Source organism: Pseudomonas sp. GL-R-26 (genome assembly GCF_019947365.1).
In the GTDB taxonomy this organism is placed as follows: Bacteria; Pseudomonadota; Gammaproteobacteria; order Pseudomonadales; family Pseudomonadaceae; genus Aquipseudomonas.
Genome location: NZ_JAGYGI010000002.1, coordinates 273,182 through 297,423, shown reverse-complemented (window position 1 = coordinate 297,423; position 24,242 = coordinate 273,182). Strand labels below are relative to the sequence as shown.

Sequence of the window (24,242 nt, the reverse complement as noted above, 5' to 3'; positions counted from 1 at the left end):
GAATGCGTAGGACCGTTACAGGCCCTCGAGCTCATCCGTGTCCCAGCGTTGGGCCTTGATGGCCCGGTAGAGCATGCCGATGGTCAAAGGCACCTTCTCGCCGCGACCCTTGGCTTTTCGCTTTAGATTCACGTCAAAGCCGTCGGGCTGGAAATAGCGATAGCTGTCGAAATCCACGAAATCGATGGCGAAGTGGTCTTCCAGGGTTTCGATCAAATGCCGGGCGTCTGCACCGTTGCAGCCCAGGTCGAAGTTGATCGAGGTGCCGAGGCTGATGGTTTTGCGTTCGGGGAAGCCGAGTTCTTCATGCAGCAGTTGCATGAGTTGCTGCATCAAGTGGTCGTCGGGGAGGTTGGGGGCGAGGTTCATTGAGGGAGATCCGTTTGGGCCTGAACGGATCTTATTGGTCGTCGGACTTGAGAGGAAGGGCCGGCTGAGTTGATTGCTTCTGGCTCAGCGTTTTCAGTTTGCACGGAGGACCGACGTTCACCCCGCAGGATCTCGCTCATTTGTTGCACGCTTTCCATTAGCTCATCAAAAAAACTGCTCATGGTTTCCTTCTGTATCCGATGAGGGAATTGAGTGGTTTGTTTCCATCGGAGCAATTCTTGTTTCTTGATCGCTCCTGCGCAGTGCGTGGGAGCGATCTCCATTAAAGATCAGACCGGGGCTTTCCAGTTGAGCATGCGTTGCTGGGCGACTTTGAGCAGGTCGCAGCCGTCCTGGGTCAGCAGGTAGAGGGCGTGGGTGATGTGCGGGATGTCTTTGATGTCGCCGTGTTTGAAGCATTGGCAGTGCAGGGTTTGCAGCAGGTCACTGGAGGCCCGGATGCGCTGGAGGGCGGCTTCGAGGATGTCTTGCGGGTTGGCCTCTGTGTCGATGATCAGGGGCGGGGTGTCGGTTAAGTTCGTTTTGAGTGGACGATATCGATTTGGAAATGGATTTGGTGTGGCCACTGAAGAAAACCTCTAGTAAGTGGAAATGTGCGTTCTCTCTTATTCGAGTGACCAAGCCCGAGTCGCTGATTTGGCAGCGACAGTCCGGACTATATGTTCGAGCCACTGGCTGGCGATAGCCGACAAGTTGTCTTGTTTTGTAGGACCTTGCCGAAGCTTTGATAGGGCGTTGCTGACAGACTTATCCACAAGTGCACCGCGTTATCGTTCTTCGCTAGCGGGCTCGCTCCCACAGGTGGTGGTGCTTCAGCCGGTGAATTTCGGCAAGCGCTGGCGGGCGATGTCGAGCAGGTCGTTGCCGTCCTGGGTCAGCAGGTACAGGGCGCCGACGATCTTGGGGATGTCGCTCGCTTCGGCCTGTTTGAAACACGTGCAATAAAGGGTTTCGAGCAGGTCGCTGGCGGCGCGGATGCGTTGTCGGGCGGCGTCGAGGATCTCGAAGGGGTCAGCCTCGGTATCAATGACCAGCACAGGGGTTTCGCTGTAGCGGGTCTTGAGCGGGTGATAGCGGGCTGTCAGCGTGTCGGTTTTTTTCATCGAGTGGGTCCTGTGCGAAATCGGCAAGTGTTCCCGGGCAGGCCGAGACACTGTTTTCAGCCGCGCCGGAAACTATAGAAGGGCGTGGTGTTGCGGGACAAGACGGCTGAAATGGACAGGCTTTGTAGGGTATTTATCGTGCTCCGAGGATAAGGCTTACACATTGTCGGAGATTTGTGCGACGAAGCCGCTGCCGGTAAAAATGCCTACTGGGTTATCAGTCGCTATTGAGCAAGTATTGGCAGAGGGGGGCTTTGGAAACTGTCGGGTATTCCGAGTTTTGCGGTGGGTGTGCTCGCGAAAGCGATCTGTCAGTCGCCCGATTCCCCAAGCCCTTCCCGCCATCCGCTGTATCATCCGGTATCGTTTTTGCCCCCGACCTTTTCTCGACTCGCTGCGATCGCCGGCTAGGCTTTTGACTCCGCAGCAGTCAACGGAGTGACAGCTTATGCACAACACCCTGGAACAGGTTTTCGGTTATCCACAATTTCGACCCGGTCAGGAGGCGGCCGTCAGTGCCGTGCTGGCGGGGCGCTCGGCGGCGGCGATTTTCCCCACCGGTTCCGGCAAATCCCTTTGCTACCAATTGCCTGCGCTGTTGCTGCCGCACCTGACGCTGGTGGTCTCACCGCTGCTGGCGTTGATGCAGGATCAGTTGGCGTTCCTGCAACGCCACGGCATCTCGGCGGGCAGTATCGATTCGGCCCAGAGCCGCGATGACGCCAGCGACGTCATGGCCCGGGCAAAATCCGGCGAGCTGAAGATTTTGATGATCTCCGTGGAACGCCTGAAGAACGAGCGCTTCCGGCATTTTTTGCAGCAAGTGCCGATCTCGCTGCTGGTGGTGGACGAGGCGCACTGCATCTCCGAATGGGGGCATAACTTTCGCCCGGACTACCTCAAGCTTCCCGACTATCAACGCCAGTTCAACATCCCGCAGGTATTGCTGTTGACCGCAACGGCGACGCCCAAGGTCATTGCCGACATGCAGGCGAAATTCGCCATCGCCGCCGACGATGTGGTGACCACCGGTTTCTACCGCCCGAACCTCAATTTGCTGGTGGAGCCGGTTCGCGGAGCGGACAAGCGCAGGCGTCTTGTCGAGTGGATGAGCCAGCGTCCGGACCAGCCGAGCATCGTCTATGTCACCTTGCAGAAAACCGCCGAGCACATCGCTGAACACCTGAACCGCAACGGCATTCAGGCCGAGGCTTATCACGCCGGGTTGCCCCACGAGCAACGGGAAGCGATCCAGCGCCGATTCATGGGCGGGCAGTCCAATTGCATCGTCGCCACCATCGCTTTCGGCATGGGCATCGACAAGAGTGACATCCGTAACGTGGTGCATTTCGACCTGCCCAAATCCATCGAAAACTACAGCCAGGAAATCGGCCGCGCCGGGCGTGACGGGCAGCCGTCGGACTGCCTGGTATTGGCCAACCGCGACAGCCTCAATGTGCTGGAGAACTTCGTCTACGGCGACACGCCCGAACTGGATGGCATCCGTTGCGTGCTTGACGAGATGCATGCCGCTGCAACCGAAGGCCAGTGGGAGTTTCTGCTGGGGCCGTTAGCAGACCAGAGCAATATTCGCCAGTTGCCGCTCAAGACCTTGCTGGTGCAACTCGAATTGCGCGGGCTGATCGCCCCGCGCTACGCGTACTACGCCGAGTACCGTTTCAAGTATGTGCAGGAGCCCGAGGTGCTATTGGCGCGTTTCGAAGGCGAGCGCAGGGATTTTGTCGCTGCGATCATCCAGACCTCCAGCCGCGCCCGGACCTGGGCCACGGTGAATTTCGAGGCGTTGTACGAGCAGCATCAGGCCGAGCGCAGTCGGGTGGTCAAGGCACTGGATTACTTCCAGGAAAAGGGCTGGGTGGAGCTCGAAAGCAAGCAGATGACCGAGGTCTACAGCGTGCTGCAAAGCGGGTTCGACAGCGCCGCGTTGAGCGAGGAACTGCACGGCTATTTCACTCGGCATGAGCGTACCGAGGTCGCGCGGATTCACGCGATGCTGGACCTGTTCGCCACCGACCGTTGCCTGGGTTATCGCTTGGCCGAGTATTTCGGTGATCACAATGCCCCGCAGCAATGCGGGCATTGTTCGGTGTGTCATGGGCAAGTGGCGCGGCTACCGGCTCCACCGGAGTTGCCGGCGCTTGTGGATAAGAATTTCGAGGCGCTGTGTGGCGGTTTTATCCACAGGCACGAGCAGCACACGGGCAACCTGCCATCGGCTGAACGCGTGACACGGTTTCTGTGCGGGATCAGCGTGCCGTTGTTCACAAAGCTCAAGGCGCGGTCGATTCCCGGGTTTGCGGCGCTGGAAGATTATCCGTATGCCGGGGTGCGCAGTTGGGCCGAGCGGCATCTTGCCGGCTGAACCAAAACCCTTTGGGATCTCAGGGCCTGGCAGTGCTACATCCATCCGCTGAATGTTGCTCATCACAGGAATAAATTTCAAAAAAACCCGGTGGCTGACTATGGTGGTGGCTGTCTTCGGATCGCCAACAAGAGAACAAAACATGAGCCAGACACCGTCGAATATTCAGCGCGCCGCCGTCATCGGCGCGGGCACCATGGGCCGTGGCATTGTCATGTGCCTGGCCAACGCCGGAGTGGCCGTGCAGTGGGTCGACAACAATCCGCAAATGCTGGAGCAAGCGCTGGCCACCGTGGCGGACACCTACGCTCACAACGTACGTCAGGGCCGCATTGATCAGGGCGAGGCCGATGCCCGTGTCGCGCGCGTGACTGCGGCAGATGGGTATGTGGCCATCCGCGATGTCGACCTGGTCATCGAAGCGGTGTACGAAAACCTTGAGCTCAAGCAGAAAATCTTCCGTGAGCTCGATGGCTTGCTCAAGCCTGAAGCGATTCTGGCGAGCAATACTTCGGCACTGGACATCGATGCCATCGCCGCAGCCACACGCCGGCCGCAGCAAGTGCTGGGCCTGCACTTCTTCAGCCCGGCGCACATCATGAAACTGCTGGAAATCGTCCGTGGCGCGCAGACTGCACCGGCGGTGCTCGACGCGGCGCTGGCGCTCGGCCAGCGCATGGGCAAGATCAGTGTGGTGTCGGGCAATTGCGACGGTTTCATAGGCAACCGCATGCTCAATACCTATGTGCTCGAAGCGCGGAAAATGCTGCTGGAAGGCGCTTATCCGTATCAGGTGGACGCAGCGCTGCAGGGCTTCGGTTTCGCCATGGGGCCGTTCCGCATGTTCGACGTGGTGGGCGTCGACCTGCAATGGCGCTCGCGCCAGTTGTCCGGTATCGGGCAGGATGCACCGGAGGTCCAGGTGGATAACCGTTTGTGTGAGCAGGGACGTTTCGGCCAGAAGAGTGGCAACGGCTTTTATCACTATGAACCGGGCAGTCGTCAGGCCGAACACGATCCGCAGGTCGACGCACTGGTGCTTCAAGTCAGTGAGGAACTGGGGTTCCAGCGCCGCGAGATCGGCCCGGAAGAGATTCTCGAGCGCTGCTTGCTGGCACTGGTCAACGAAGGCGCGAAGATCTTGCAGGAAGGCATTGCCGGGTCGGCTCACGATATCGATCTGGTCTACCTCAACGGTTACGGTTTCCCGGCGGACAAGGGCGGGCCGATGGCCTGGGCGGATCAGCAAGGGTTGGCGGACATTCATCGGCGCTTGATGGACCTTGAAACGCGTCAGGGCGATCACTGGAAACCGGCGCGGGTGATTGGCGAGTTGGCGGCGGCTGGCAAAGGCTTTGCTGACAAGTGATTGTTGTGGCGCCTGTGAGGGCGCCTTCGTCGGATCGCCGCCCGGAGCAAGCCCGCTCCCACATTTGATCTTCGGTGAACACAGATTTTGTGTACGACCGATATCCAATGTGGGAGCGGGCTTGCTCGCGAAGAACGATAACGCGGTTTTCGCCTTAGACTTGGCGACCCAACTCCAGGAATCAACACTGATGCCCCAACGCACCGACTACCCCCACTTCCAGCCCGTCACCACCCGCTGGCACGACAACGACGCCTACGGTCACGTCAACAACGTGACCTACTACAGCTTCTTCGATACGGCGGTGAACACTTACCTGATCGAAGTCGGTGGCCTGGATATCCATGACGGTGAGGTGGTGGGGTTCGTGGTGAGCTCTTCCTGTGATTACTTTGCTTCCATTGCCTTCCCTGACCGCATCGAGATCGGTCTGCGGGTGGGCAAGTTGGGCAACAGTTCGGTGCAATACGAACTGGCCGTGTTCAAGCAAGGGGAAGATGAAGCCTGCGCGGCGGGGCGCTTCGTGCATGTGTTTGTCGATCGTGCGTCGAATCAACCCGTGGCGATTCCTGCCGGGTTGCGCGGTGCGCTGGAGCGTCTGGTGGTTCAGTAAGGCAAAAAAAATCGCAGCCCTTGGGCTGCGATTTTTGATGTACCAGTTATAGCCAGGCGATGGATGCCTTAGTCGTCGTCGTGCCAGCGATGCTTGCGGTGGCCATAGGCATGGCCGCGGCCCGGATGGCCGTCACGGTAGTAACGACGATCACCATGGCCGCGATAGTAACGACGATCGCCGTCATCATCATTATCGTACTCTTTGCCCATGTGGTTACCCAGCGCGCCACCGGCGCCGCCGCCTGCTGCGGCGCCGATCAGGCTGCCGGTGGTGCCGCCCAAGCTGCGGCCGACCACGTTACCACCTGCAGCACCCAACGCGCCGCCAATGGCTGCTTCGCCACGGCTGTGTTTGTTTGCGCCGACGGCGCTACCACCCGCGCCACCCAGGGCCGCGCCGATGGTGGAACCTGTACTGCCGCCTAACGACTGACCGACGACCGAGCCTAAAACCCCGCCCAATGCGCCGCCTACGCCGGCTTCGGTAGTGCCGCCAGCAGACGCAATACCGCTGACCAGGCCAAGGGACAACAAGAGAATCGAGGAGAACTTCATGGAGGAACCTCAAGGGGATGACGGCGCGATCCTGAGGCTCTGGAATGGGCGTGACAATCGAAATCCGACGAATAACACGACCTGTATACAATATTGCAAGTTACTGTTTTTTGGGCGGAACTTAACGTTTTTTTGCCGGTCTTTTACTTATTCGCAAAGGCCGTTTTCATTAGGAAACGGCCTTTTTTGTGGGCGATTGGAAAGTGCAGGGTCCGGAGTCTTTGGTGATTGGTCTGGCCTCATCGCGAGCAAGCTCGCTCCCAACAGGGGACCATCGTCGAGCACAAATTTTGTGTCCGCTTAAGATCTGAATGTGGGAGCGAGCTTGCTCGCGATGGGGCCAGTTCAGACAACCTGTTACGCCGACCTGGCCATGATCAACCCGGTCTCACTCGCCGCTTCCAGCCGGATCGCCACAAACTTCGACGTCGGCGTATGGCTGCCATCGCCGGTGCTTTCCAGCGGCACCAACGGATTCACTTCCGGATAGTAGGCCGCCGCTTGCCCGGCCGGGATATCAAACGCCAGCAGCGTGAAGCCTTTTACCCGACGTTCCACGCCATCGTCCCAGAGCGAAACGATGTCGGCCTTTTGCCCCGGCTTGAAGCCCAGGCGAATAATGTCGGCTTCGTTGACGAACAACACGTCCCGCTGGCCTTTCACACCGCGATAACGGTCGTTGAGGCCATAAATGGTGGTGTTGTACTGATCGTGAGAACGCATCGATTGCATGATCAGGTCCGGCAGCACACCAGTGGCGCGGGTGCGTTCGTGCACCAGGTCTTTGGGCAGCGCGTTCGAGCGGAAATTGGCCCGGCCCGAGGCGGTGTCCCACTTGCGTGCACCGGCACTGTTGCCCAGGTAGAAACCGCCCGGGTTCTTGACCTTCTCGTTGAAGTCCTTGAAGCCGGGAATGGTCTCGGCGATCAGGTCGCGGATGCGGCTGTAGTCGGCCACCAGCCAGTTCCAGTTCACCGGGTGGCTGCCCAGGGTCGCGGCAGCGATGCCGGCCAGGATCGCCGGTTCCGAGCGCATCTGGTTCGACAGCGGCTGCAGCTGGCCATTGGAGGCGTGGACCATGCTGAACGAGTCTTCGACGGTTATCGCCTGTGGGCCTTCGGTCTGGATATCGATGTCGGTGCGGCCCAGGCACGGCAGGATCAGCGCGTCCTTGCCGTGGGTCAAATGGCTGCGGTTGAGCTTGGTGCTGATCTGCACTGTCAGGTCGCAGTTTCGCAGGGCCTGGAACGTGCGCGGGCTGTCCGGCGTGGCCTGGGCGAAGTTGCCGCCCAGGCCGATGAAGACTTTCGCCCGGCCTTCAGCCATCGCATGAATCGCCTCGACCACGTTGTGGCCGTTGTCGCGTGGCACCTTGAACTGGAAGCGCCGCTCCAGGGCATCGAGGAACGCGGCAGGAGGGCGTTCGTTGATGCCCATGGTCCGGTCGCCCTGCACGTTGCTGTGGCCACGCACCGGGCACAGGCCGGCGCCCGGCCGGCCGATGTTGCCGCGCAGCATCATCAGGTTGGCGATTTCCTGGATGGTCGCCACCGAATGACGATGCTGGGTGATGCCCATGGCCCAGCACATGATGACGTTCTTGCCTTTGGCGTACATGCGCGCCGCTTGCTCGATTTCCACCAGGCTCAGGCCGGACTGCTCGACGATCTGCTCCCACGGGGTGTCGTCGATGACGGCCAGGTAATCCAGCACGTTGACGCTGTGCTCGTTGAGGAAGTCGTGGTCGAACACCGCCGGCTCACCGGTTTTCTGCGCGTCGCGCTCCCACAGCAGGAGGAATTTCGCCATGCCGCGCATGATCGCCATGTCGCCACCCAGGGCCGGGCGGAAGAATGCGGTGTTGGTCGGCTTGTCGCCGTTGGTGAGCATTTCGATCGCGTGCTGCGGGTGCTGGAAGCGCTCCAGACCACGCTCCTTGAGTGGGTTGATGCACACCACTTGGGCGCCGCGCTTCACCGCTTCGCGCAGCGGTTCGAGCATCCGTGGGTGGTTGGTGCCGGGGTTCTGGCCCCAGACGAAAATCGCATCGGCGTGTTCGAAGTCGTCGAAGGTCACGGTGCCTTTGCCGACCCCGACGCTTTGCGACAGCGCGACACCGCTGGCCTCGTGGCACATGTTCGAGCAGTCAGGGAAGTTGTTGGTACCGTAGGCGCGCACGAACAGTTGATAGAGGTAGGCCGCTTCATTGCTGGCCCGGCCCGAGGTGTAGAACTCGGCCTGATCCGGGCTCGACAGGCCGTTCAGGTGTTTGGCGATCAGGGCGAATGCGGCGTCCCAGCTGATCGGCTTGTAGCGATCGGTCTCGGCGTCGTAGCTCATCGGCTCGGTCAGGCGGCCCTGGTATTCGAGCCAATAGTCGCTTTGTTCCTGCAGCGAAGTGACGCTGTGTTTGGCGAAGAATTTGGCATCGACACGGCGTTTGGTCGCTTCCCAGTTCACCGCCTTGGCGCCGTTCTCGCAGAACATCACCATGCCCTTTTCCGGAGAATCGCCCCAGGCGCAACCCGGGCAATCGAAGCCGCCGTTCTGGTTGGTCTTGAGCATGATGCGCAGGTTTTTCAGCGCGTTGTCGCTGGTCAACCAGGCCTGGGCCACGCTGATCAGTGCGCCCCAGCCACCGGCCGCGCCTTTGTAGGGCTTGTAGCGAGGGACGGGTTTCTGATCGGCTTGACGGTGTTGACTCACGCTTGATTCTCCAACGTTGGGCTGTAGACCCGCGGTGCATTCTTCTGTGGCAGATGGATGAGATTGAGGTTGTGGCGACGGGCCCATTGCACGGCAAGGCCCGTGGGCGACGACAGGCTGACCAGGGTCTGGATGCCGGCGCGCAAGACTTTCTGGATCAATTCGAGGCTGCAGCGGCTGGTGACAATTGCCAGGCCGCCAGCGGTCGGGATCTTCTGGCGGATCAATCCGCCGATCAGCTTGTCGAGGGCGTTGTGGCGGCCGATGTCTTCGCGACCGAGCAGCAACTCGCCTTTGTCGTTCATGAACACTGCCGCATGCACCGCACCGCAATGCTGGCCCAAGGGCTGGAAGGCGCCGATGCGCTCGCGCAGGCCATCAAGCCATTCGACCGGCGGCAACGGGGCGCCGGGCAGTACCTGAAGGTCCGGCAATGCCTGCTCGAGCGCTTCCACGCCGCACAACCCGCAGCCGCTGGTGCCGGCCAGTTGCCGACGCTGTTGCTTGAGGTTCCAGAACGCGCGATTGGCGATGGTCACTTGCGCGTATTGCGCCGACCCCGAGCCGCTGAGTTGCAGGTCGTAGATGTCCGTGGCGTCCTGGATGATGCCGCTGCCCAGGCTGAAGCCGACGATGAAATCTTCCAGGTCCGTGGGCGTTACCAGCATGACCGCCTGGCTGATGCCGTTGAAGGCAATCGCCAGCGCAACTTCTTCGGCCAGCGCGGTGCTGGCCGATTCGGAGTATTCGAGATTGCTATAGCTGTACGTCTGGCTGGCGGCGGGCGCGGGCGTTTCGAGGGCAGGCGCCGCGCATGCAGGGCGCTTGGTGTTCATGGCATCACCGACGGTTTGATCAGCTTTAAGACTAGGCGCGGCAAGTTGTCACGTCTAATCGCTAATACTGATCTACCGATAGATACCGTCGATCAAGCACCGATCAGCGATTGTTGATAGAGGGTAAAACAGGCTTCTGCCAGCGCTGAGCGCGGTGCGCTGCGACGCATGATCAGCCCCAGGCGGCCGAGGGTCTGGGCGTTCTCGATCGGTTGCAGGCGCAAGTGTTCGGTCAGCCCTTCGAGGCCGCCGTCCAATGGCATCACGGCGCAACACAGACCGCCGTGCACGGCTTGTAACAGTTGATGCACGGCATCGGTCTGCAACAACGGCTGCGGGGTCAGACCACGGCTGTGGAAGTTGTGGTCGATGGACTGGCGAAAGTGCATGCCGCTGGTGAGCATGCCCAGCGGCAGCTCAATCAAGGATTCCCAGCTCAGCGGCGCCTCGCCAAAGGTGAAGAAGCGTTGATCGTACAGCAGGCCCATGCGGGTTTCGCTGAAGGCCAGGGAGTCGAAGTGTTCGGTGTTGAGGCGCTCCAGATAGGAAACACCGAGATCCAGGCGATTGTTCGCCAATTGCTCGAGGATCTGCTCCGAACTCAGGGCCGAGAGTTCGAAGCGCAGGTTCGGGTGTTCGGCGTGCAAGTGTTGCATCAGTGGCAGCGGATCGAAGCTCGACAACGGCACTACGCCCAGGCGCAAGGTGCCGACCAGATTGCCGCGACAGGCAGCCGCCTCGGCGTACAAGCCGTCGTAGGCCGCCAACACCGTGCGCGCCCAGGCCAGCACCCGCTCGCCTGGCGCGGTGAAGCCTTCGAAGCGCTGGCCGCGATTGACCAGCGGTAGGTCGAGTTCTTCTTCAAGGCTGCGCAGGCGCATGGACAGGGTCGGCTGAGTGATGTGGCAGCGCGCGGCGGCCTGTCCGAAATGGCGGGTTTCGTCGAGCGCGATGAGGAATTTCAGCTGCTTGATGTCCATCTGCGCTCCAGGGGGTGGGAAGGTGCGGATTCTATCGCAAGCGGGGTCATTGGTCGGGTTGGATTCGTAAGTGACGACCGTGGTCTAGGCTTTGACGTCTGGAACCCGAAACCCAAGGAGAGTGCACCATGAGTCTTTTGAGCTTTGTGAAGGAAGCAGGCGAAAAATTGCTGGATTTGCTGACCCCAGGCAACGCCAATGCCAGTGAGCAGTTGAAGGAGCACATCAGCAAGGTCGGCTTGGGCAACCCGAATGTGCAGGCGACGGTCGATGGCGACAAGGTCACGGTGACCGGTGAAGTGGCGAGCCAGGAAGAGAAGGAAAAGATCCTGCTGGCGGTGGGCAATATCGCCGGGGTTGGCAGTGTGGATGATCAGATTACCGTGACTGGGCCTGTCGTTGCTGCCGCAGTGTTTGTCACCGTCGTGAAGGGCGATACCCTCAGTGCGATTTCCAAGCGCGTGTACGGCGATGCCAACAAATACAACAAAATCTTCGAGGCCAACAAGCCGATGCTGTCGCACCCGGACAAGATCTATCCAGGGCAGTCGTTGCGGATTCCTGAGTAACACCAAATCTGTGGCGAGGGGGCTTGCCCCCGTTGGAGTGCGAAGCACTCCCAATTCGGCCAATGCGTTCTTTCCGATAGATCGCGTCAGCTGAAAGGCGACTGCTGCGCAGCCGAGCGGGAGCAAGCTCCCTCGCCACATTGACCGCGCCAGGTTCAAAGCCCCGCAATCAAATCCCGATAATCCCCGACCGCCGCAAACTCCGCCGTATCCTTCGGCCCCTTGCGGCTGTCCGGCTCACGCACGGCCAGCAAATGCGCCACGCCAAAGTCCCGTGCACTGCGCAGGATCGGCAACGTATCATCGATGAACAGGCTGCGCGCAGGATCGAAATCGATATCGGCTTGCAGCGCATCCCAGAACTGCGGGCTTTCCTTGGGGAAGCCGTAGTCATGGGAGCTGATCAAACGCTCGAAGTAGGGCGCCAGTTCGATTTTTTCCAGCTTCAACGACAGCGCATCCCGATGGGCATTGGTGATCAGCACCACGCGCTTTCCGGCCCGTTTGATCGCCGCCAGAAAGGTGTCGGCATCCGGGCGCAGGGCGATCAGATGCGCGGTTTCCAGTTTCAGGTCGCGCACCGACAGTTTCAGTTCGGCGCTCCAGAAGTCCAGGCAGTACCACTGCAACTGGCCGGCATGGCGCTCGAACAACGGCTGCAGTTCCATCTCGGCCATGGCCCGGCTGACCCCGTGCAGTTCGGCGTAACGCTGGGGCAGGTGCTCCATCCAGAAGTGGTTGTCGAAATGCAGGTCCAGCAGCGTGCCGTCCATGTCCAGCAGAACGGTATCGATGTCGGACCAGGGTAATGAAGGCATGGCAACGTCTCGGGCAGTAGAAAGATTTCTGGCGTAAACAATCGGGAAAGCCGCGTTATAGTAGCGCGTTCACGCCAAGGAGCTTTGCATGCGCCAGAAACCCACCATACTCGCCCGCGAAATTGTCGCCACCAGTCGATTGTTCTGCGTGGAAGAGCTGAAGCTGCGCTTTTCCAACGGCGTGGAGCGCACGTATGAACGCCTGGTCGGCAAGGGTGCCGGGTACGGCGCGGTGATGATCGTGGCGATGCTCGATGCCGAGCATGCGGTGCTGGTCGAGGAGTATTGCGGCGGCACGGATGAATATGAAATGTCATTGCCCAAGGGTTTGATCGAGCCGGGCGAAGACGTGCTGGCAGCAGCCGAGCGTGAACTCAAGGAAGAGGCCGGTTTTGGCGCGCGGCAACTGGAGCACCTGACCGAGTTGTCGCTGTCCCCCGGTTACATGAGCCAGAAGATTCAAGTGGTGCTGGCTACTGACCTCTACGAAGCGCGTCTGGAAGGCGACGAGCCAGAGCCTATGCGGGTGGACAAGGTCAATCTGCGGGAGCTTTCGGCGCTGGCGCAAAACCCGCAATTTACCGAAGGCCGTGCCTTGGCGGCGCTGTACCTGGCCCGAGACCTGTTGACTCAGCGCGGAGCGTTCCAGCCATGAATTTCCCGCATCCGTTGATGGCGCCGGTAATTGAGCTGGCCTTGCAGGCCGGTGATGCGATCCTGCCGTTCTGGCGCACAGGTACGGCCGTCACGGCGAAGGCTGATGACTCGCCGGTGACCGCTGCTGACCTGGCCGCGCACCACCTGATTCTGGCCGGGCTGACGGTGCTCGATCCGAGCATCCCGGTGCTCTCCGAGGAAGACGCCAACATTCCCCAAAGCGTGCGGGCCGGATGGCAGCGCTGGTGGCTGGTCGATCCGCTGGATGGCACCAAGGAATTCATCAACGGCAGCGAAGAGTTCACCGTCAACATTGCTTTGATCGAAAACGGTCGGGTGGTGTTCGGTGTGGTGTCGATGCCGACCAACGGGCGTTTTTACGTCGGTGGTGCGGGACTCGGCGCCTGGCGTGGCGATAAAGGTGGCACGCCCGTGGCGATCAAGGTGCGTGATGCATTAGCGCCCGGCGAGTCGTTCACCGTGGTGGCCAGTCGTCGCCATTCGAGCCCGGAGCAGGAGCGTTTGCTGGCGGGGTTGAGCGCCAGCCTTGGCGAGCTGCAACTGGCCAATATCGGCAGTTCGCTGAAGTTTTGCCTGCTGGCTGAAGGGACGGCGGATTGCTATCCACGCCTGGCACCGACTTCCCAGTGGGACACGGCTGCAGCGCAAGGTGTGCTGGAAGGTGCGGGCGGTGAGGTGCTGGAGTTGAGCGGTGAGCCGTTCAGTTATCCGGCAAGGGAGTCGCTGTTGAATGCGTTCTTCCTGGCGTTGCCGGCGAAGGCGGCTTGGCGGGAGAAGTTGTTGGAACTGGCACGGTCCTGAGCTCGCCTTTACTTTGTGGCGAGGGGGCTTGCCCCCGTTGGGCAGCGAAGCTGCCCCAAATCTGCCCTCGCGCAGTATCCGTTAGAATCGGTTGTCTGGATTGCGCCTGCTACGCAGTCGAACGGGGGCAAGCCCCCTCGCCACAGGTGTTGTGTCAGCCGGTTCAGCGGTGCAACACGTACTGCCCGACAAACCTAACCGCATCCTCATCACGGCCTTCATTGACGACCCGCGTATGCAGCGTCAACCGTGCTCGGCTGTATCGCTGGAAGGTGGTCAGGAATTTCTTCCAGATCACCGGGTCCGGCGCCTGGCAAATGGCATTGGCATCCCCCGTCACCGGCAGCGGATAGCTGATCTGCCCTTCCTGAATAACGATGTGCCCGTCGGTAATGCCTTCTTCCTTGAGGCGCAGATGCAGCCAGCCCCAACCGGCCAGGACCGCGCCGCAATACAGGCTGCCACCGAACATGGTGCTCTTGTGGTTGACGTTGGCTTCCAGCGGCAAGTGCAGACGCAGTTGCTGGTCATGCCAGTCGAGCACTTTGAGGCCCATGTCCCGGGTGAGAGGAATGTCGTGATGGAGAACGGATTCCAGTTGTCGACTGTCGCGGCTCATTGAGGGGCCTCTGGCGTGAAGTGGATGATTGGACGGTAGCTCAGTCGAGGTCGTCAGGGTGGGCCGAGGCACCACTGTCGGCGAAACTCAAACCGTGCTTACGCAGTTTGTCGTGCAGGGTTTTGCGCGGAATTCCGAGGGCTTCGGCGACGCTGCGCACCGAGCTGTGCGAGCGTGCCAGTTCGGCGGCGATGAGGGTTTTTTCGAAGTTCTCCACTTGCTCGCTCAAACCGCCGCTGACGGCTTCGACCCTGTTGCCAGTGCCGCCTTCCGGTGTGCTGTTGTCGAGGGCCAGTTCCAGCCCGAGGGCAAAACGTTCGGCCGCATTTTGCAGCTCGCGCACGTTGCCCGGCCAGGTGTGGCGCAGCAGCAAGGCACGTTGTCCCGGTTGCAGTTCATGGGGCGGCAAGCCGTGGCGGGCACTGGCTTCATCGGCAAAATGCTGGAACAACATCAGCGCATCTTCGCCCCGTTCGCGCAGCGGTGGAATCCGTAGCGGCGCGACGTTCAGGCGGTAATACAGGTCGGCACGGAAACGCCCTTGATCCGCTGCCTGGCGCAGGTCTTCCTTGGTGGCAGCGATGATGCGGATGTCCAGCGGGATCAGCTGATTGCCGCCCAGGCGTTCGACCACCCGCTCTTGCAGCAAACGCAGCAACTTGACCTGCACATCCAGGCTCATGCTTTCGATTTCATCGAGGAACAACGTGCCGCCATTGGCGAATTCGAACTTGCCGATGCGGCGTTTCTGCGCGCCGGTGAAGGCGCCGGGCTCGTGGCCGAACAACTCGCTTTCGACCACTGATTCGGCCAGGGCACCGGCGTTGATGGCTACGAACGGACCGTTGCGACGGCTTGATAAATCGTGCAGCGCCCGGGCCACGACTTCTTTGCCTGCGCCGGTTTCGCCGAGGATCAGCACATCGGCCCTGGTCGCCGCCAGGGCGCCGATCTGCTCGCGCAGGCGCAGCATCGAAGGTGAGTGGCCAACCAGCCGCGCGCTCAGCTCGTTGCGGTCACTCAAGGCCAGCCGCAGGCTTCGGTTGTCCAGCACCAGCCGGCGCAGGGCCAACGCGCGGCGCACACTGTCGAGCAGGGCGTCGCTGGCGAAGGGTTTTTCCAGAAAGTCATAGGCCCCGGCGCGCATGGCCTGCACCGCCAGCGGCACATCGCCGTGGCCGGTGATCAGCAGCACCGGTAGCTCCGGGTCCTGGGCGTGCAGTTCGGTCAACAGTTCCAGACCGTCCATGCCGGGCATGCGGATGTCGCTGACCACCACCCCTGGCCAATCACGTTCAAGTTGTGCGGCCAGACCCTTGGCTTCGGCCAGCGGCAGGATTTTCAGGCCCGCCAGGTCCAGCGTCTGGCTCAAGGCCTGGCGCAGATGGGGGTCGTCGTCGATCAACACGACCTGAATGCGGTTGTCGATGGTCATGCACTTCGGTCCTCGGACGGTTGCAGGCTCACGCCCGGTGCGCCTGCGCGCAGCTTCAGGGTAATCAGGGCGCCGCCCTCCTTGTGGTTGGCGAACGACAGTTCACCGCCGAAGGCGCGCATCAGGGTTTCGCAAATCGCCAGCCCCAGGCCAAGGCCCTGGGTGCGGGTCTTGGTGGTGTAGAACGGTTCGCTGGCGCGCCCAAGGGCTTCCATGCAAAAGCCGGGGCCGTTGTCGCGAATGTACAGGTTGACGCCATCGGCCGTGGATTGGGCACTGAGCCAGAGTTTACGTGGCGGGCCTTTTTCCGTCAGGGCATCCAGGGCGTTGGCCAGCAGATTGCCGAGTACCTGGCGCAGGCGGGTTTCCCCGGCCTCGACCCACAGGGTGGCGGCGGGCAAGTCGCGGATCAGTTCGACTTCCATGCTGCGTCGACGCTTGGCCAGCAAGGCCAGGGCATCGTCCAGCGCCGGTTGCAGGGCGACGCTTTCCGGGGCGTGCCGATCGCGTCGGGCAAAGGCGCGCAGGTGGGCGATGATCGAGGCCATGCGACCGGTCAATTCGCTGATCAGCTTGAGGTTGCCGCGGGCATCGTCGGTGCGCTGGTGATCGAGCAACACTTCGGCGTTTTCCGCGTAGCTGCGAATTGCTGCCAGCGGCTGATTGAGTTCGTGGCTGATGCTCGCCGACATGGTGCCCAGCGCCGACAATTTGCCGGCCTGCACCAGATCATCCTGGGCGCGGACCAGCTCCTGCTGAGCCTGTTCGCGCTCCAGCACTTCCTGTTTAAGGCGCCGGTTCAGGCCTTCGAGATCGCTGGTGCGCTCGGCGACCCGGCCTTCCAGCTCGCGACGAGCCTTGGCTTCGAAAGCAATGCGCTCGAGGTAATGGCGGCGGCGCTGCATCATCAAGCCAAGCAACAGCATCAACACCAACAACGCTGCGCCACCGATGGCCACCACCGTGCGCACCGGACGGTCGATCAAGGTGCGCGGGGCGAGGATGCTGACGTCCCAGCCGGTTTCGGCGATCTGCTGGGTCTGGGTCAGCCAGGCATTGGGGTTGAGCTTCAGCGGTTTTGGATCGCGGGTTGGATAGGGCTGGATCGCAGTGATGGCTTTGCTTTCGTCTTCGCTCAACGAACGGGTCGAGCGGAATCGCCACTCCGGTCGCGAGGTGAGAATGACCACGCCGTTGTGATCGGTCAGCAGCAGTTGCTCCGGGGTTTTGCCCCACAGGCTTTCGGTGTGGTCGAGGTCGACCTTGACCACCAATACGCCGACGATTTTTTCGCCGTCGCGCACACCGGCGGCGAAGAAGTAACCGCGCTTGGCGGAGGTCGTGCCCAGGCCGAAAAAGCGCCCGAGCCGCCCGGCCATGGCTTCGCTGAAATATGGCCGGAAGGAAAAGTTGCGCCCGACAAAACTGTCGTGTTTGTCCCAGTTGGAGGCGGCCAGGGTCTTGCCAGTGGCGTCCATCAGGTACATGACTTCGGCACCGGTCTGGGTGGCGATGTTTTTCAGCAGGCGGTTGGCATTGCCTTGGGTGACGCCATCGTCCGGCGCGCCGAGCACGGCACGCAAGGCGGGCAGGTCGCCGAGGATCTGCGGCAACACTTCATAGCGGTGCAGGGTACCCAACAGGTTGGCGACGTAGAGGTCGAGGGTCTGACGATTCTGACTGGCCAGCTCGCTGCGGTAGTAACGCTCGGCGAGATGCTCCAGCGGCCACAGCAACGGCGCCAGGCACAGTGCCAGCAGGGCCAGGCTGCGCCAACGGGGTCTGGGGGGGAGAGTCGGTTTCATGAGCAGCATGCGCCTGTGGGTACAGGCGCATTATGCCTAGGCTTGCCCGCCTTGGGTCAGCTGCATCTTGATCGGCCAGCTTCAGCCGGCCTTTCAGGCAAAGACGTCGGCATCCTTGAAGAATACGCCGGCCTGATCTTTCGCCGACAGCTGCGGCGTGTCCTCCAGTTGCCAGTCGATGGCCAGGTCCGGGTCGTCCCAGCGAATGCTGCGCTCGGCCGATGGCGTGTAGTAGTCGGTGGTTTTGTATAGGAACTCGGCAAACTCGCTCAAGACCACGAACCCGTGGGCGAAACCTTCCGGAACCCAGAGTTGGCGATGATTGGCGGCAGACAGGCGCACAGCGACCCATTTACCGAAGTGCGGTGAGCTACGACGGATGTCTACGGCGACGTCCAGCACTTCACCGGCCGTGACGCGAACCAGTTTTCCCTGGGTATTTTCCAGTTGGTAATGCAGACCGCGCAGCACGCCCTTTTGTGAGCGGGAGTGATTGTCTTGAACGAACTCAGTGTCCAGTCCGGTGGCCTCTTTGAAAGCCCTGGCGTTGAAGCTCTCGTAGAAGAAACCACGTTCGTCACCAAAGACCTTGGGTTCGAGGATCAGAACACCGGGCAGGTCGGTGGTCACTACATTCATGGTCTTTCTCCAGTAACAGGCGTTTGATGGCCGCCATTCTTGCGCAAAGTGCAGATCGAGGCGAGTACGCAGGGATAAAACGCTCAATACCGCCCCGACAAACGACCGGCGCCGGCAGTGGGGGGGTTGCGTATCGCCCGAACCAGTGGCGATATAGGCGCCTAATAAAATTTCAGGGGTCGTTGTATGCCGCTCGCCACGTTGATTCATCGCGCCAGTTTGCCCAGCCCGCAGGTGTCTGTGGAGCAAGCGCTAGGGCTGCTGGAAGAACATTACGGGCTCAGCGGCAGGTTGCAGGCCCTTGGCAGCCAGCAAGACCTGAACTACCGCGTCGACAGCGAGCGGGGACGTTTCGTCCTGAAAATCTGCCGTGGCGACTACTCGGTACTGGAGATTCAGGCACAACACGCCGGGCTCAAGCATCTGGGCGAGCACCCGGATGTACAGGTGCCGCGTGTTATCGCGGCGAAAAACGGTGCAGACCTGCTGTCGCTGGACGTGGACGGCCAGGCGGTACACGTTCGCCTGCTCGACTACATCGAAGGCCAGCCGCTGACGAGCCTCGGCCATTTCAACCCGACGGTGGTGTCCGGCTTCGGGCGCCTGTGCGGTGAAATGGACCTGGCCCTGGCGGATTTCGACCATCCGGGGCTGGTGCGAACCCTGCAATGGGATGCCCGCCATGCTCACGCCCTGATCGCGCATTTGCTGTCGGTGATCAAGGATGAAGCCAAGCGCAAACTCATCGTCGAAGCGTCCGGGCAAGCCGAGCGGCATTTGCAGCCGCTGCAGGACAAACTGCCGGTGCAGGCCATTCACATGGACATCACCGACGACAACGTGGTGTGGCAGCGCGATGCGCAGCGCCATTGGCAGTTGCAAGGCGTGATCGATTTCGGCGACCTGGTGCGCACCTGGCGCATTACCGATCTGTCGGTGACCTGCGCCGCGCTGCTGCATCATGGCGAGGGCGATCCGTTCTGCATTTTGCCGGCAATCCAGGCGTATCACGCGGTCAACCCGTTGCAACACGAAGAACTGCTGGCGTTGTGGCCGCTGATCGTCGCCCGTGCGGCGGTGTTGGTGCTCAGCGGCGAACAGCAGGTCAGCATCGATCCGGGCAATGCGTACAGCCGCGATAACCTGGTCCATGAGTGGGAAATCTTCCGTGTGGCCACGTCGGTGCCGTTGGCGCTGATGGAAGCGGCGATCCTCACCGCCGTCGGCCAGAACCTGCCCACCATCGGCCGCGAAGGCTTCGCGCCGCTGTTGCCGAGCCTGGTGGGGCGTGAGTTCGCCTTGATCGACCTGGGCGTGCTCAGTCCGCATTTCGAAGCGGGGAACTGGGAGCAGGAGGGCGTCGATCAGCGCCTGCTGGATGAAGCGGCCGTGGCACATGGCCTGGCGGCCAGTCGTTACGGGCAATACCGCCTGTCCCACACCCGCCCGGACAGCGCCGCTGAACCGGACACTTGCCCGTTGCACGTCGAGTTGCGTGTGCCTCAGGGCACAGCGGTCGAAGCGCCGTTTGCCGGGGTGGTGCATCACCCATCGGTGGGCGTGCTGCAATTGGACGGCCCGCAACTGAGTGTGCGGCTTTGGGGTGTCACGCCGTCTCTGCACAGCGGCGCAGCCCTGGTCAAAGGCCAGGTACTGGGCTCGGTCAGCGGGCCATTGATCGTGCAGTTGTGCCGTGGCGCGTCGATCAATGCGCCGTTGTTCTGTACACCTTCGCGCGCGGCGGCCTGGCAAGCATTGTGCCCTTCGCCGGCAGCGTTGCTGGGGCTGGCCTGTGACGCCGAAGCCGAGCTCGACGGCCCGACCCTGCTGGCCCGGCGCGATGCCAGCTTCGCCCGCACGCAAAAACACTACTACGTCGACCCGCCGCGCATCGAACGCGGCTGGCGCAACCATTTGATCGACATGCAGGGCCGTTCCTACCTCGACATGCTCAACAATGTCGCGGTGCTGGGTCACGGCCATCCACGCATGGCCGCCGTCGCCAGCCGCCAGTGGTCATTGCTCAACACCAACTCGCGCTTCAACTACGCTGCCGTGGCCGAGTTCTCCGAACGGTTGCTGAAGCTGTCCCCTGACGGCATGGATCGCGTGTTCCTGGTCAACAGCGGCAGCGAAGCCAACGACCTGGCGATTCGCCTGGCGTGGGCCTACAGCGGCGGCCGCGACATGCTCAGTGTGCTGGAGGCCTACCACGGCTGGACCGTGGGCGCGGATTCGGTGTCGACCTCGATCGCCGACAACCCCAAGGCGTTGAGCAGCCGCCCGGACTGGGTGCACCCGGTGACCGCGCCAAACACCTATCGCGGTGAATTCCGTGGCCCCGACAGCGCACCGGATTATGTGCGCAGCGTCGAACACAACCTGGCGAAAATCACCGAGCAGAATCGCCAACTGGCCGGTTTCATCTGCGAACCGGTGTACGGCAATGCCGGCGGTATCTCGCTGCCACCAGGCTATTTGAAACAAGTCTATGCAATGGTCCGGGCTCGGGGCGGCGTGTGCATCGCCGACGAAGTGCAGGTGGGCTACGGGCGCATGGGCGATTTCTTCTGGGGCTTCGAAGAGCAGGGCGTGGTGCCGGACATCATCACCATGGCCAAGGGCATGGGCAACGGCCAGCCACTGGGCGCGGTCATCACCCGCCGGGAAATCGCCGAGGCGCTGGAGGCCGAGGGTTACTTCTTCTCGTCCGCCGGCGGTAGCCCGGTCAGTTGCCAGGTTGGCATGGCCGTGCTGGATGTGATGCACGAGGAAAAGCTCTGGGAGAACGCCCAGGTCGTAGGCGGGCACTTCAAGAAGCGCCTCGAAGCGTTGATCGATATTCATCCGTTAGTGGGCGCGGTGCACGGTTCCGGTTTTTACCTGGGCGTCGAGTTGATCCGCAACCGCGAAACCCTGGAGCCGGCCACCGAGGAAACCACCGCACTGTGCGACCGTTTGCGTGAACTGGGGATCTTCATGCAGCCGACCGGCGATTACCTGAACATCCTCAAGATCAAGCCGCCGATGGTGACTTCGCGCCAGAGCGTGGATTTCTTCGTGGACATGCTGTCGAAGGTGCTCGCGGAAGGGCTGTAAACACATCCCCCTGTGGGAGCGAGCCTGCTCGCAATAGCGGTCTTTCAGTCGAAAAGTATGTGACTGGAATGGCCTCATCGCGAGCAAGCTCGCTCCCACAGGGGTGGTAGTGCTAGTTCGATTGATATCGGCTTTCGATCGGTTGTTTTTGTAACTCTGGATGTAAGGTGCTTTAAAAGCCGATATTTATCGGATATAAAGTGGCCAGTCCACGGCGTGTACCAATGCGCTTCCATTTCTGTCAGGTATCAATGTCACTCCGGAGTCCTGAGCCATGACCACGTTGAACAGCTCCCCTCGCGCCGACGGCTTCTACATGCCAGCCGAATGGGCACCCCAAACCCAGACCTGGATGATCTGGCCCGAGCGCCCGGACAACTGGCGTCTGGGTGGCAAACCAGCACAAGCCGCCCACGTGGCAGTGGCCAAGGCCATCGCCCGTTTCGAACCGGTGACCGTGGCGGTTTCCGCCGGCCAGTACGAAAACGCCCGTGCCCGTCTGGACGTGCCGAATATTCGTGTGGTGGAAATGTCCAGTGACGACGCCTGGGTCCGCGACACCGGCCCGACCTTTGTCATCAATAACAAGGGTGAAGTCCGTGGCGTGAACTGGGACTTCAATTCGTGGGGCGGCTTCGACGGCGGCCTGTATTCGCCATGGAACCGTGACTCGCAGGTCGGCGGCAAGATCCTGGAGATCGAGCGCAGCCCGCGCTACTGCACCGAAGGCTTCGTGCTTGAAGGCGGTTCGATTCACGTCGACGGCGAAGGCACCCTGATCACCACCGAGGAATGCCTGCTCAATCGCAATCGCAATCCGCACATGAATCGCGCAGAAATCGAAGCGGTGCTGAGTGCAAACCTGGCTGTGGATAAAATCATCTGGTTGCCGGATGGCTTGTTCAACGATGAAACCGATGGTCATGTGGATAACTTCTGCTGCTACGTGCGCCCGGGTGAAGTGCTGCTGGCCTGGACCGATGATCCGCAGGACCCGAACTACCCGCGCTGCCAGTCGGCGATGAAAGTGCTGCAAGGCAGCACCGACGCCAAGGGCCGCCCGTTCACGGTGCATAAGATGCCGATCCCGGGCCCGCTGTTTGCGACCGAGGAAGAGTGCGCCGGTGTCGATCCGGTCGATGGTACGCAGGAACGTAATCCTACTGTTCGTCTGGCCGGTTCCTACGTGAACTTCCTGATCGTCAACGGCGGCATCATCGCGCCGTGCTTTGACGACCCGCAGGATGGCCCGGCAAAGGAGATCTTGCAGAACCTGTTCCCACAGCATGAAGTGGTGATGGTGCCTGGTCGCGAACTGTTACTGGGGGGCGGCAATATTCACTGCCTTACCCAGCAACAACCCGCGCCGCACAAGGAGTGAGTTAGGTCGTAACAGCTTGAGTTGATTGCAAAATTCCTCAGGCTGTCGATAAGCCACCAGCGTTGCACGGAGCCCGCGGCCCTACAGGCCTGCGGGCTTTTTTGTATATACAAGGACACACTTCAGAGACCTTGGCACAGCTCTTGTATCTCTGCTGTTGTAACTCGGGGAGGGGGAGGACTTCGATGTTCTGTCATAAACCTTGGATAAGTTAGCCGCTCACAAACCGGGAGAGAGCGCTGAAATGAACGCCGAAGTGAACGTAGTGAGCGACAAGGCGTTGCATCCCCTGGCAGTAAACAGCGAATCGCTCCAGATCCTGGCGCACTGGTTCAAGTCCAATGGAATGCGTCAGATCAGCGAAACTGATCCGCGCCGGACGATGATCGAGCGTTACCCTGCTGGTTTATTCAGCGAGGCGGAACTGGATGCGTTGTGGGATGTAATGGAAGGATAAGAAGAAAAACAACGGATTGAACAAAAAAAGCGCTGCCGGGATGGCAGCGCTTTTTTTTGCCCGCAGATTCCTGCAATCACCACAATCCCACAGGGTTTGAGACGCAACCATTCGACCGATTCAAGCAACAGACTGAAAGCCAATCCGGCGTTTTTCCGGGGCTGCTGCGGCACTAACCTGCCGACATCGAACTTTCCTGAATTTCTGTCGGAGCTCTCCCATGATCCTGCATTACATCTACGACCCCTTGTGCGGTTGGTGCTACGGCGCCAAACCGCTGCTGCAGGCCGCCCAGGCTGTGCTGCCCGTGATTGCCCACGGTGGCGGCATGATGACGGGGGCCAATCGGCAAAAGGTTTCGCCCCAACTGCGCAATTACGTCATGCCCCACGACCGGCGCATCGCCGAATACAGCGGGCAGCCGTTCGGTGAAGCCTATTTCGAAGGTTTGCTGCGTGATCACACCGCCGTGTTCGACTCGGCGCCACCCATCGCTGCGGTGCTGGCTGCCGAGCAAATGACCGGTCGCGGGCTGGAGTTGTTGGGGCGTTTGCAGAGTGCTCACTACGTGGAGGGGCGCCGCATCGCCGACGAGTCAGTACTGTTTGAACTTGCCCACGGTATGGGGCTGGACCGCGAAGCCTTCGAAAAAGCCTTCAGGGCGGCCGACACCGAAGACCATATCAGGAACAGCCGGGCTCTATTGGCCAAGGTCGGCGGGCAGGGTTTTCCGACCCTGGCGCTTGAGCACGATGACCAATTCACCCTGATCGATATCGGGCCATGGCTGGGCAAACCCCAGGCTTTTGCGCAGTGGCTGGGGCAGTCGCTGCCCGATCAGGGGTCATCCATTTCCGTAGCAGCCTGTGGCCTCGATGGCTGCACGGATTGAATATTCCTGCCGCGTAAAGCAATTTCTTAGACGGTTTTCGCCTGTTTTCAGACGATTCATGAAATTGACACATCGTTAAGGACGCAGCTACGATTCGGCCCAACGCCTGTGG

The 24,242-nt window shown here is 61.0% G+C and carries 22 protein-coding genes; 10 read left to right on the top strand and 12 right to left on the bottom strand.

The window, feature by feature from the left end:
• Positions 1-15 precede the first annotated feature (15 nt).
• The 3 genes from KGA96_RS04570 to KGA96_RS04560 all read right to left on the bottom strand — a co-directional run bounded on the left by KGA96_RS04570 (position 16) and on the right by KGA96_RS04560 (position 1,493).
• Positions 16-369 (bottom strand): DUF1493 family protein, encoded by a 354-nt coding sequence (locus KGA96_RS04570; protein WP_046040796.1) that lies wholly within the window; start codon positions 367-369, stop codon positions 16-18.
• 290 nt (positions 370-659) lie between these two features.
• On the bottom strand, positions 660-956 hold the full coding sequence (locus KGA96_RS04565; RefSeq protein WP_046040799.1) for a hypothetical protein: 297 nt from the start codon (positions 954-956) through the stop codon (positions 660-662).
• Positions 957-1,202: 246 nt separating this feature from the next.
• Positions 1,203-1,493, bottom strand: a complete 291-nt coding sequence (locus tag KGA96_RS04560; RefSeq protein WP_046040800.1) for a hypothetical protein — start codon at positions 1,491-1,493, stop codon at positions 1,203-1,205.
• A 448-nt stretch (positions 1,494-1,941) separates the two neighbouring features.
• Between KGA96_RS04560 and KGA96_RS04555 the strand changes: the two genes are divergently transcribed.
• The 3 genes from KGA96_RS04555 (at position 1,942) to KGA96_RS04545 (ending at position 5,858) form a co-directional block, all read left to right on the top strand.
• A complete protein-coding gene (locus KGA96_RS04555) occupies positions 1,942-3,876 on the top strand; it encodes an ATP-dependent DNA helicase RecQ (RefSeq protein WP_223511842.1) in 1,935 nt (644 codons plus the stop codon).
• 142 nt (positions 3,877-4,018) lie between these two features.
• Positions 4,019-5,245 carry a 3-hydroxyacyl-CoA dehydrogenase gene (locus tag KGA96_RS04550; RefSeq protein ID WP_223511833.1) on the top strand — a complete coding sequence of 409 codons (1,227 nt, stop codon included), beginning with the start codon at positions 4,019-4,021 and terminating at the stop codon, positions 5,243-5,245.
• A 190-nt stretch (positions 5,246-5,435) separates the two neighbouring features.
• Entirely contained in the window at positions 5,436-5,858 is a 423-nt protein-coding gene (locus tag KGA96_RS04545; RefSeq protein WP_223511831.1) for an acyl-CoA thioesterase, read from the top strand.
• A 68-nt stretch (positions 5,859-5,926) separates the two neighbouring features.
• On the opposite strand, the gene KGA96_RS04540 is transcribed toward KGA96_RS04545, so the two are convergent.
• The 4 genes from KGA96_RS04540 to KGA96_RS04525 form a co-directional block, all read right to left on the bottom strand.
• Positions 5,927-6,415 carry a glycine zipper domain-containing protein gene (locus tag KGA96_RS04540; protein WP_046040805.1) on the bottom strand — a complete coding sequence of 163 codons (489 nt, stop codon included), beginning with the start codon at positions 6,413-6,415 and terminating at the stop codon, positions 5,927-5,929.
• Between the two features lie 357 nt (positions 6,416-6,772).
• The gene (locus KGA96_RS04535; RefSeq protein WP_223465542.1) at positions 6,773-9,121 is read right to left on the bottom strand and encodes an FdhF/YdeP family oxidoreductase; all 2,349 of its coding nucleotides are present in this window, start codon (positions 9,119-9,121) and stop codon (positions 6,773-6,775) included.
• Positions 9,118-9,957 carry a formate dehydrogenase accessory sulfurtransferase FdhD gene (fdhD, locus tag KGA96_RS04530; RefSeq protein WP_223511822.1) on the bottom strand — a complete coding sequence of 280 codons (840 nt, stop codon included), beginning with the start codon at positions 9,955-9,957 and terminating at the stop codon, positions 9,118-9,120. Before fdhD ends, KGA96_RS04535 begins: the two co-directional genes overlap by 4 nt.
• A 92-nt stretch (positions 9,958-10,049) precedes the next feature.
• Positions 10,050-10,937 carry a LysR family transcriptional regulator gene (locus KGA96_RS04525; protein WP_223511820.1) on the bottom strand — a complete coding sequence of 296 codons (888 nt, stop codon included), beginning with the start codon at positions 10,935-10,937 and terminating at the stop codon, positions 10,050-10,052.
• A gap of 128 nt (positions 10,938-11,065) precedes the next feature.
• Between KGA96_RS04525 and lysM the strand changes: the two genes are divergently transcribed.
• Entirely contained in the window at positions 11,066-11,506 is a 441-nt protein-coding gene (lysM, locus tag KGA96_RS04520; protein WP_046040810.1) for a peptidoglycan-binding protein LysM, read from the top strand.
• Between the two features lie 155 nt (positions 11,507-11,661).
• On the opposite strand, the gene yrfG is transcribed toward lysM, so the two are convergent.
• Positions 11,662-12,324 (bottom strand): GMP/IMP nucleotidase, encoded by a 663-nt coding sequence (gene yrfG, locus KGA96_RS04515; protein WP_046040812.1) that lies wholly within the window; start codon positions 12,322-12,324, stop codon positions 11,662-11,664.
• 88 nt (positions 12,325-12,412) lie between these two features.
• Between yrfG and nudE the strand changes: the two genes are divergently transcribed.
• Together nudE and cysQ are read left to right on the top strand one after the other, a co-directional pair.
• Positions 12,413-12,979 carry an ADP compounds hydrolase NudE gene (gene nudE / locus KGA96_RS04510; protein ID WP_046040814.1) on the top strand — a complete coding sequence of 189 codons (567 nt, stop codon included), beginning with the start codon at positions 12,413-12,415 and terminating at the stop codon, positions 12,977-12,979.
• A complete protein-coding gene (gene cysQ / locus KGA96_RS04505) occupies positions 12,976-13,803 on the top strand; it encodes a 3'(2'),5'-bisphosphate nucleotidase CysQ (RefSeq protein ID WP_223465546.1) in 828 nt (275 codons plus the stop codon). Before nudE ends, cysQ begins: the two co-directional genes overlap by 4 nt.
• A gap of 163 nt (positions 13,804-13,966) precedes the next feature.
• On the opposite strand, the gene KGA96_RS04500 is transcribed toward cysQ, so the two are convergent.
• From KGA96_RS04500 to rfbC, 4 genes are all read right to left on the bottom strand, one after another.
• Positions 13,967-14,422, bottom strand: a complete 456-nt coding sequence (locus KGA96_RS04500) for a YiiD C-terminal domain-containing protein (protein WP_008003181.1) — start codon at positions 14,420-14,422, stop codon at positions 13,967-13,969.
• 40 nt (positions 14,423-14,462) lie between these two features.
• Positions 14,463-15,857, bottom strand: a complete 1,395-nt coding sequence (locus KGA96_RS04495; protein WP_223511805.1) for a sigma-54-dependent transcriptional regulator — start codon at positions 15,855-15,857, stop codon at positions 14,463-14,465.
• On the bottom strand, positions 15,854-17,662 hold the full coding sequence (locus KGA96_RS04490; protein ID WP_046040890.1) for an ATP-binding protein: 1,809 nt from the start codon (positions 17,660-17,662) through the stop codon (positions 15,854-15,856). The genes KGA96_RS04495 and KGA96_RS04490 overlap by 4 nt, the downstream gene beginning before the upstream one ends.
• Positions 17,663-17,755: 93 nt before the next feature.
• Positions 17,756-18,301 carry a dTDP-4-dehydrorhamnose 3,5-epimerase gene (rfbC, locus tag KGA96_RS04485; protein ID WP_046040819.1) on the bottom strand — a complete coding sequence of 182 codons (546 nt, stop codon included), beginning with the start codon at positions 18,299-18,301 and terminating at the stop codon, positions 17,756-17,758.
• Between the two features lie 186 nt (positions 18,302-18,487).
• Between rfbC and KGA96_RS04480 the strand changes: the two genes are divergently transcribed.
• From KGA96_RS04480 to KGA96_RS04465, 4 genes are all read left to right on the top strand, one after another.
• On the top strand, positions 18,488-21,400 hold the full coding sequence (locus KGA96_RS04480; protein ID WP_223511803.1) for an aminotransferase: 2,913 nt from the start codon (positions 18,488-18,490) through the stop codon (positions 21,398-21,400).
• Positions 21,401-21,674: 274 nt separating this feature from the next.
• On the top strand, positions 21,675-22,781 hold the full coding sequence (gene aguA, locus KGA96_RS04475) for an agmatine deiminase (protein WP_046040822.1): 1,107 nt from the start codon (positions 21,675-21,677) through the stop codon (positions 22,779-22,781).
• Positions 22,782-23,025: 244 nt separating this feature from the next.
• Positions 23,026-23,238 carry a hypothetical protein gene (locus tag KGA96_RS04470; protein ID WP_007972820.1) on the top strand — a complete coding sequence of 71 codons (213 nt, stop codon included), beginning with the start codon at positions 23,026-23,028 and terminating at the stop codon, positions 23,236-23,238.
• Between the two features lie 220 nt (positions 23,239-23,458).
• On the top strand, positions 23,459-24,130 hold the full coding sequence (locus KGA96_RS04465) for a DsbA family protein (RefSeq protein ID WP_223511794.1): 672 nt from the start codon (positions 23,459-23,461) through the stop codon (positions 24,128-24,130).
• Positions 24,131-24,242 lie beyond the last annotated feature (112 nt).

What these genes read in the sequence shown, in the direction of transcription:
- KGA96_RS04570 (WP_046040796.1), bottom strand. Translation starts at nt 369, where the DNA reads ATGAACCTCGCCCCCAACCTCCCCGACGACCACTTGATGCAGCAACTC.
- KGA96_RS04560 (WP_046040800.1), bottom strand. Translation starts at nt 1,493, where the DNA reads ATGAAAAAAACCGACACGCTGACAGCCCGCTATCACCCGCTCAAGACC.
- KGA96_RS04555 (WP_223511842.1), top strand. Translation starts at nt 1,942, where the DNA reads ATGCACAACACCCTGGAACAGGTTTTCGGTTATCCACAATTTCGACCC.
- KGA96_RS04550 (WP_223511833.1), top strand. Translation starts at nt 4,019, where the DNA reads ATGAGCCAGACACCGTCGAATATTCAGCGCGCCGCCGTCATCGGCGCG.
- KGA96_RS04545 (WP_223511831.1), top strand. Translation starts at nt 5,436, where the DNA reads ATGCCCCAACGCACCGACTACCCCCACTTCCAGCCCGTCACCACCCGC.
- KGA96_RS04540 (WP_046040805.1), bottom strand. Translation starts at nt 6,415, where the DNA reads ATGAAGTTCTCCTCGATTCTCTTGTTGTCCCTTGGCCTGGTCAGCGGT.
- fdhD (WP_223511822.1), bottom strand. Translation starts at nt 9,957, where the DNA reads ATGAACACCAAGCGCCCTGCATGCGCGGCGCCTGCCCTCGAAACGCCC.
- KGA96_RS04525 (WP_223511820.1), bottom strand. Translation starts at nt 10,937, where the DNA reads ATGGACATCAAGCAGCTGAAATTCCTCATCGCGCTCGACGAAACCCGC.
- lysM (WP_046040810.1), top strand. Translation starts at nt 11,066, where the DNA reads ATGAGTCTTTTGAGCTTTGTGAAGGAAGCAGGCGAAAAATTGCTGGAT.
- yrfG (WP_046040812.1), bottom strand. Translation starts at nt 12,324, where the DNA reads ATGCCTTCATTACCCTGGTCCGACATCGATACCGTTCTGCTGGACATG.
- nudE (WP_046040814.1), top strand. Translation starts at nt 12,413, where the DNA reads ATGCGCCAGAAACCCACCATACTCGCCCGCGAAATTGTCGCCACCAGT.
- cysQ (WP_223465546.1), top strand. Translation starts at nt 12,976, where the DNA reads ATGAATTTCCCGCATCCGTTGATGGCGCCGGTAATTGAGCTGGCCTTG.
- KGA96_RS04500 (WP_008003181.1), bottom strand. Translation starts at nt 14,422, where the DNA reads ATGAGCCGCGACAGTCGACAACTGGAATCCGTTCTCCATCACGACATT.
- KGA96_RS04495 (WP_223511805.1), bottom strand. Translation starts at nt 15,857, where the DNA reads ATGACCATCGACAACCGCATTCAGGTCGTGTTGATCGACGACGACCCC.
- KGA96_RS04490 (WP_046040890.1), bottom strand. Translation starts at nt 17,662, where the DNA reads ATGAAACCGACTCTCCCCCCCAGACCCCGTTGGCGCAGCCTGGCCCTG.
- rfbC (WP_046040819.1), bottom strand. Translation starts at nt 18,301, where the DNA reads ATGAATGTAGTGACCACCGACCTGCCCGGTGTTCTGATCCTCGAACCC.
- KGA96_RS04480 (WP_223511803.1), top strand. Translation starts at nt 18,488, where the DNA reads ATGCCGCTCGCCACGTTGATTCATCGCGCCAGTTTGCCCAGCCCGCAG.
- aguA (WP_046040822.1), top strand. Translation starts at nt 21,675, where the DNA reads ATGACCACGTTGAACAGCTCCCCTCGCGCCGACGGCTTCTACATGCCA.
- KGA96_RS04470 (WP_007972820.1), top strand. Translation starts at nt 23,026, where the DNA reads ATGAACGCCGAAGTGAACGTAGTGAGCGACAAGGCGTTGCATCCCCTG.
- KGA96_RS04465 (WP_223511794.1), top strand. Translation starts at nt 23,459, where the DNA reads ATGATCCTGCATTACATCTACGACCCCTTGTGCGGTTGGTGCTACGGC.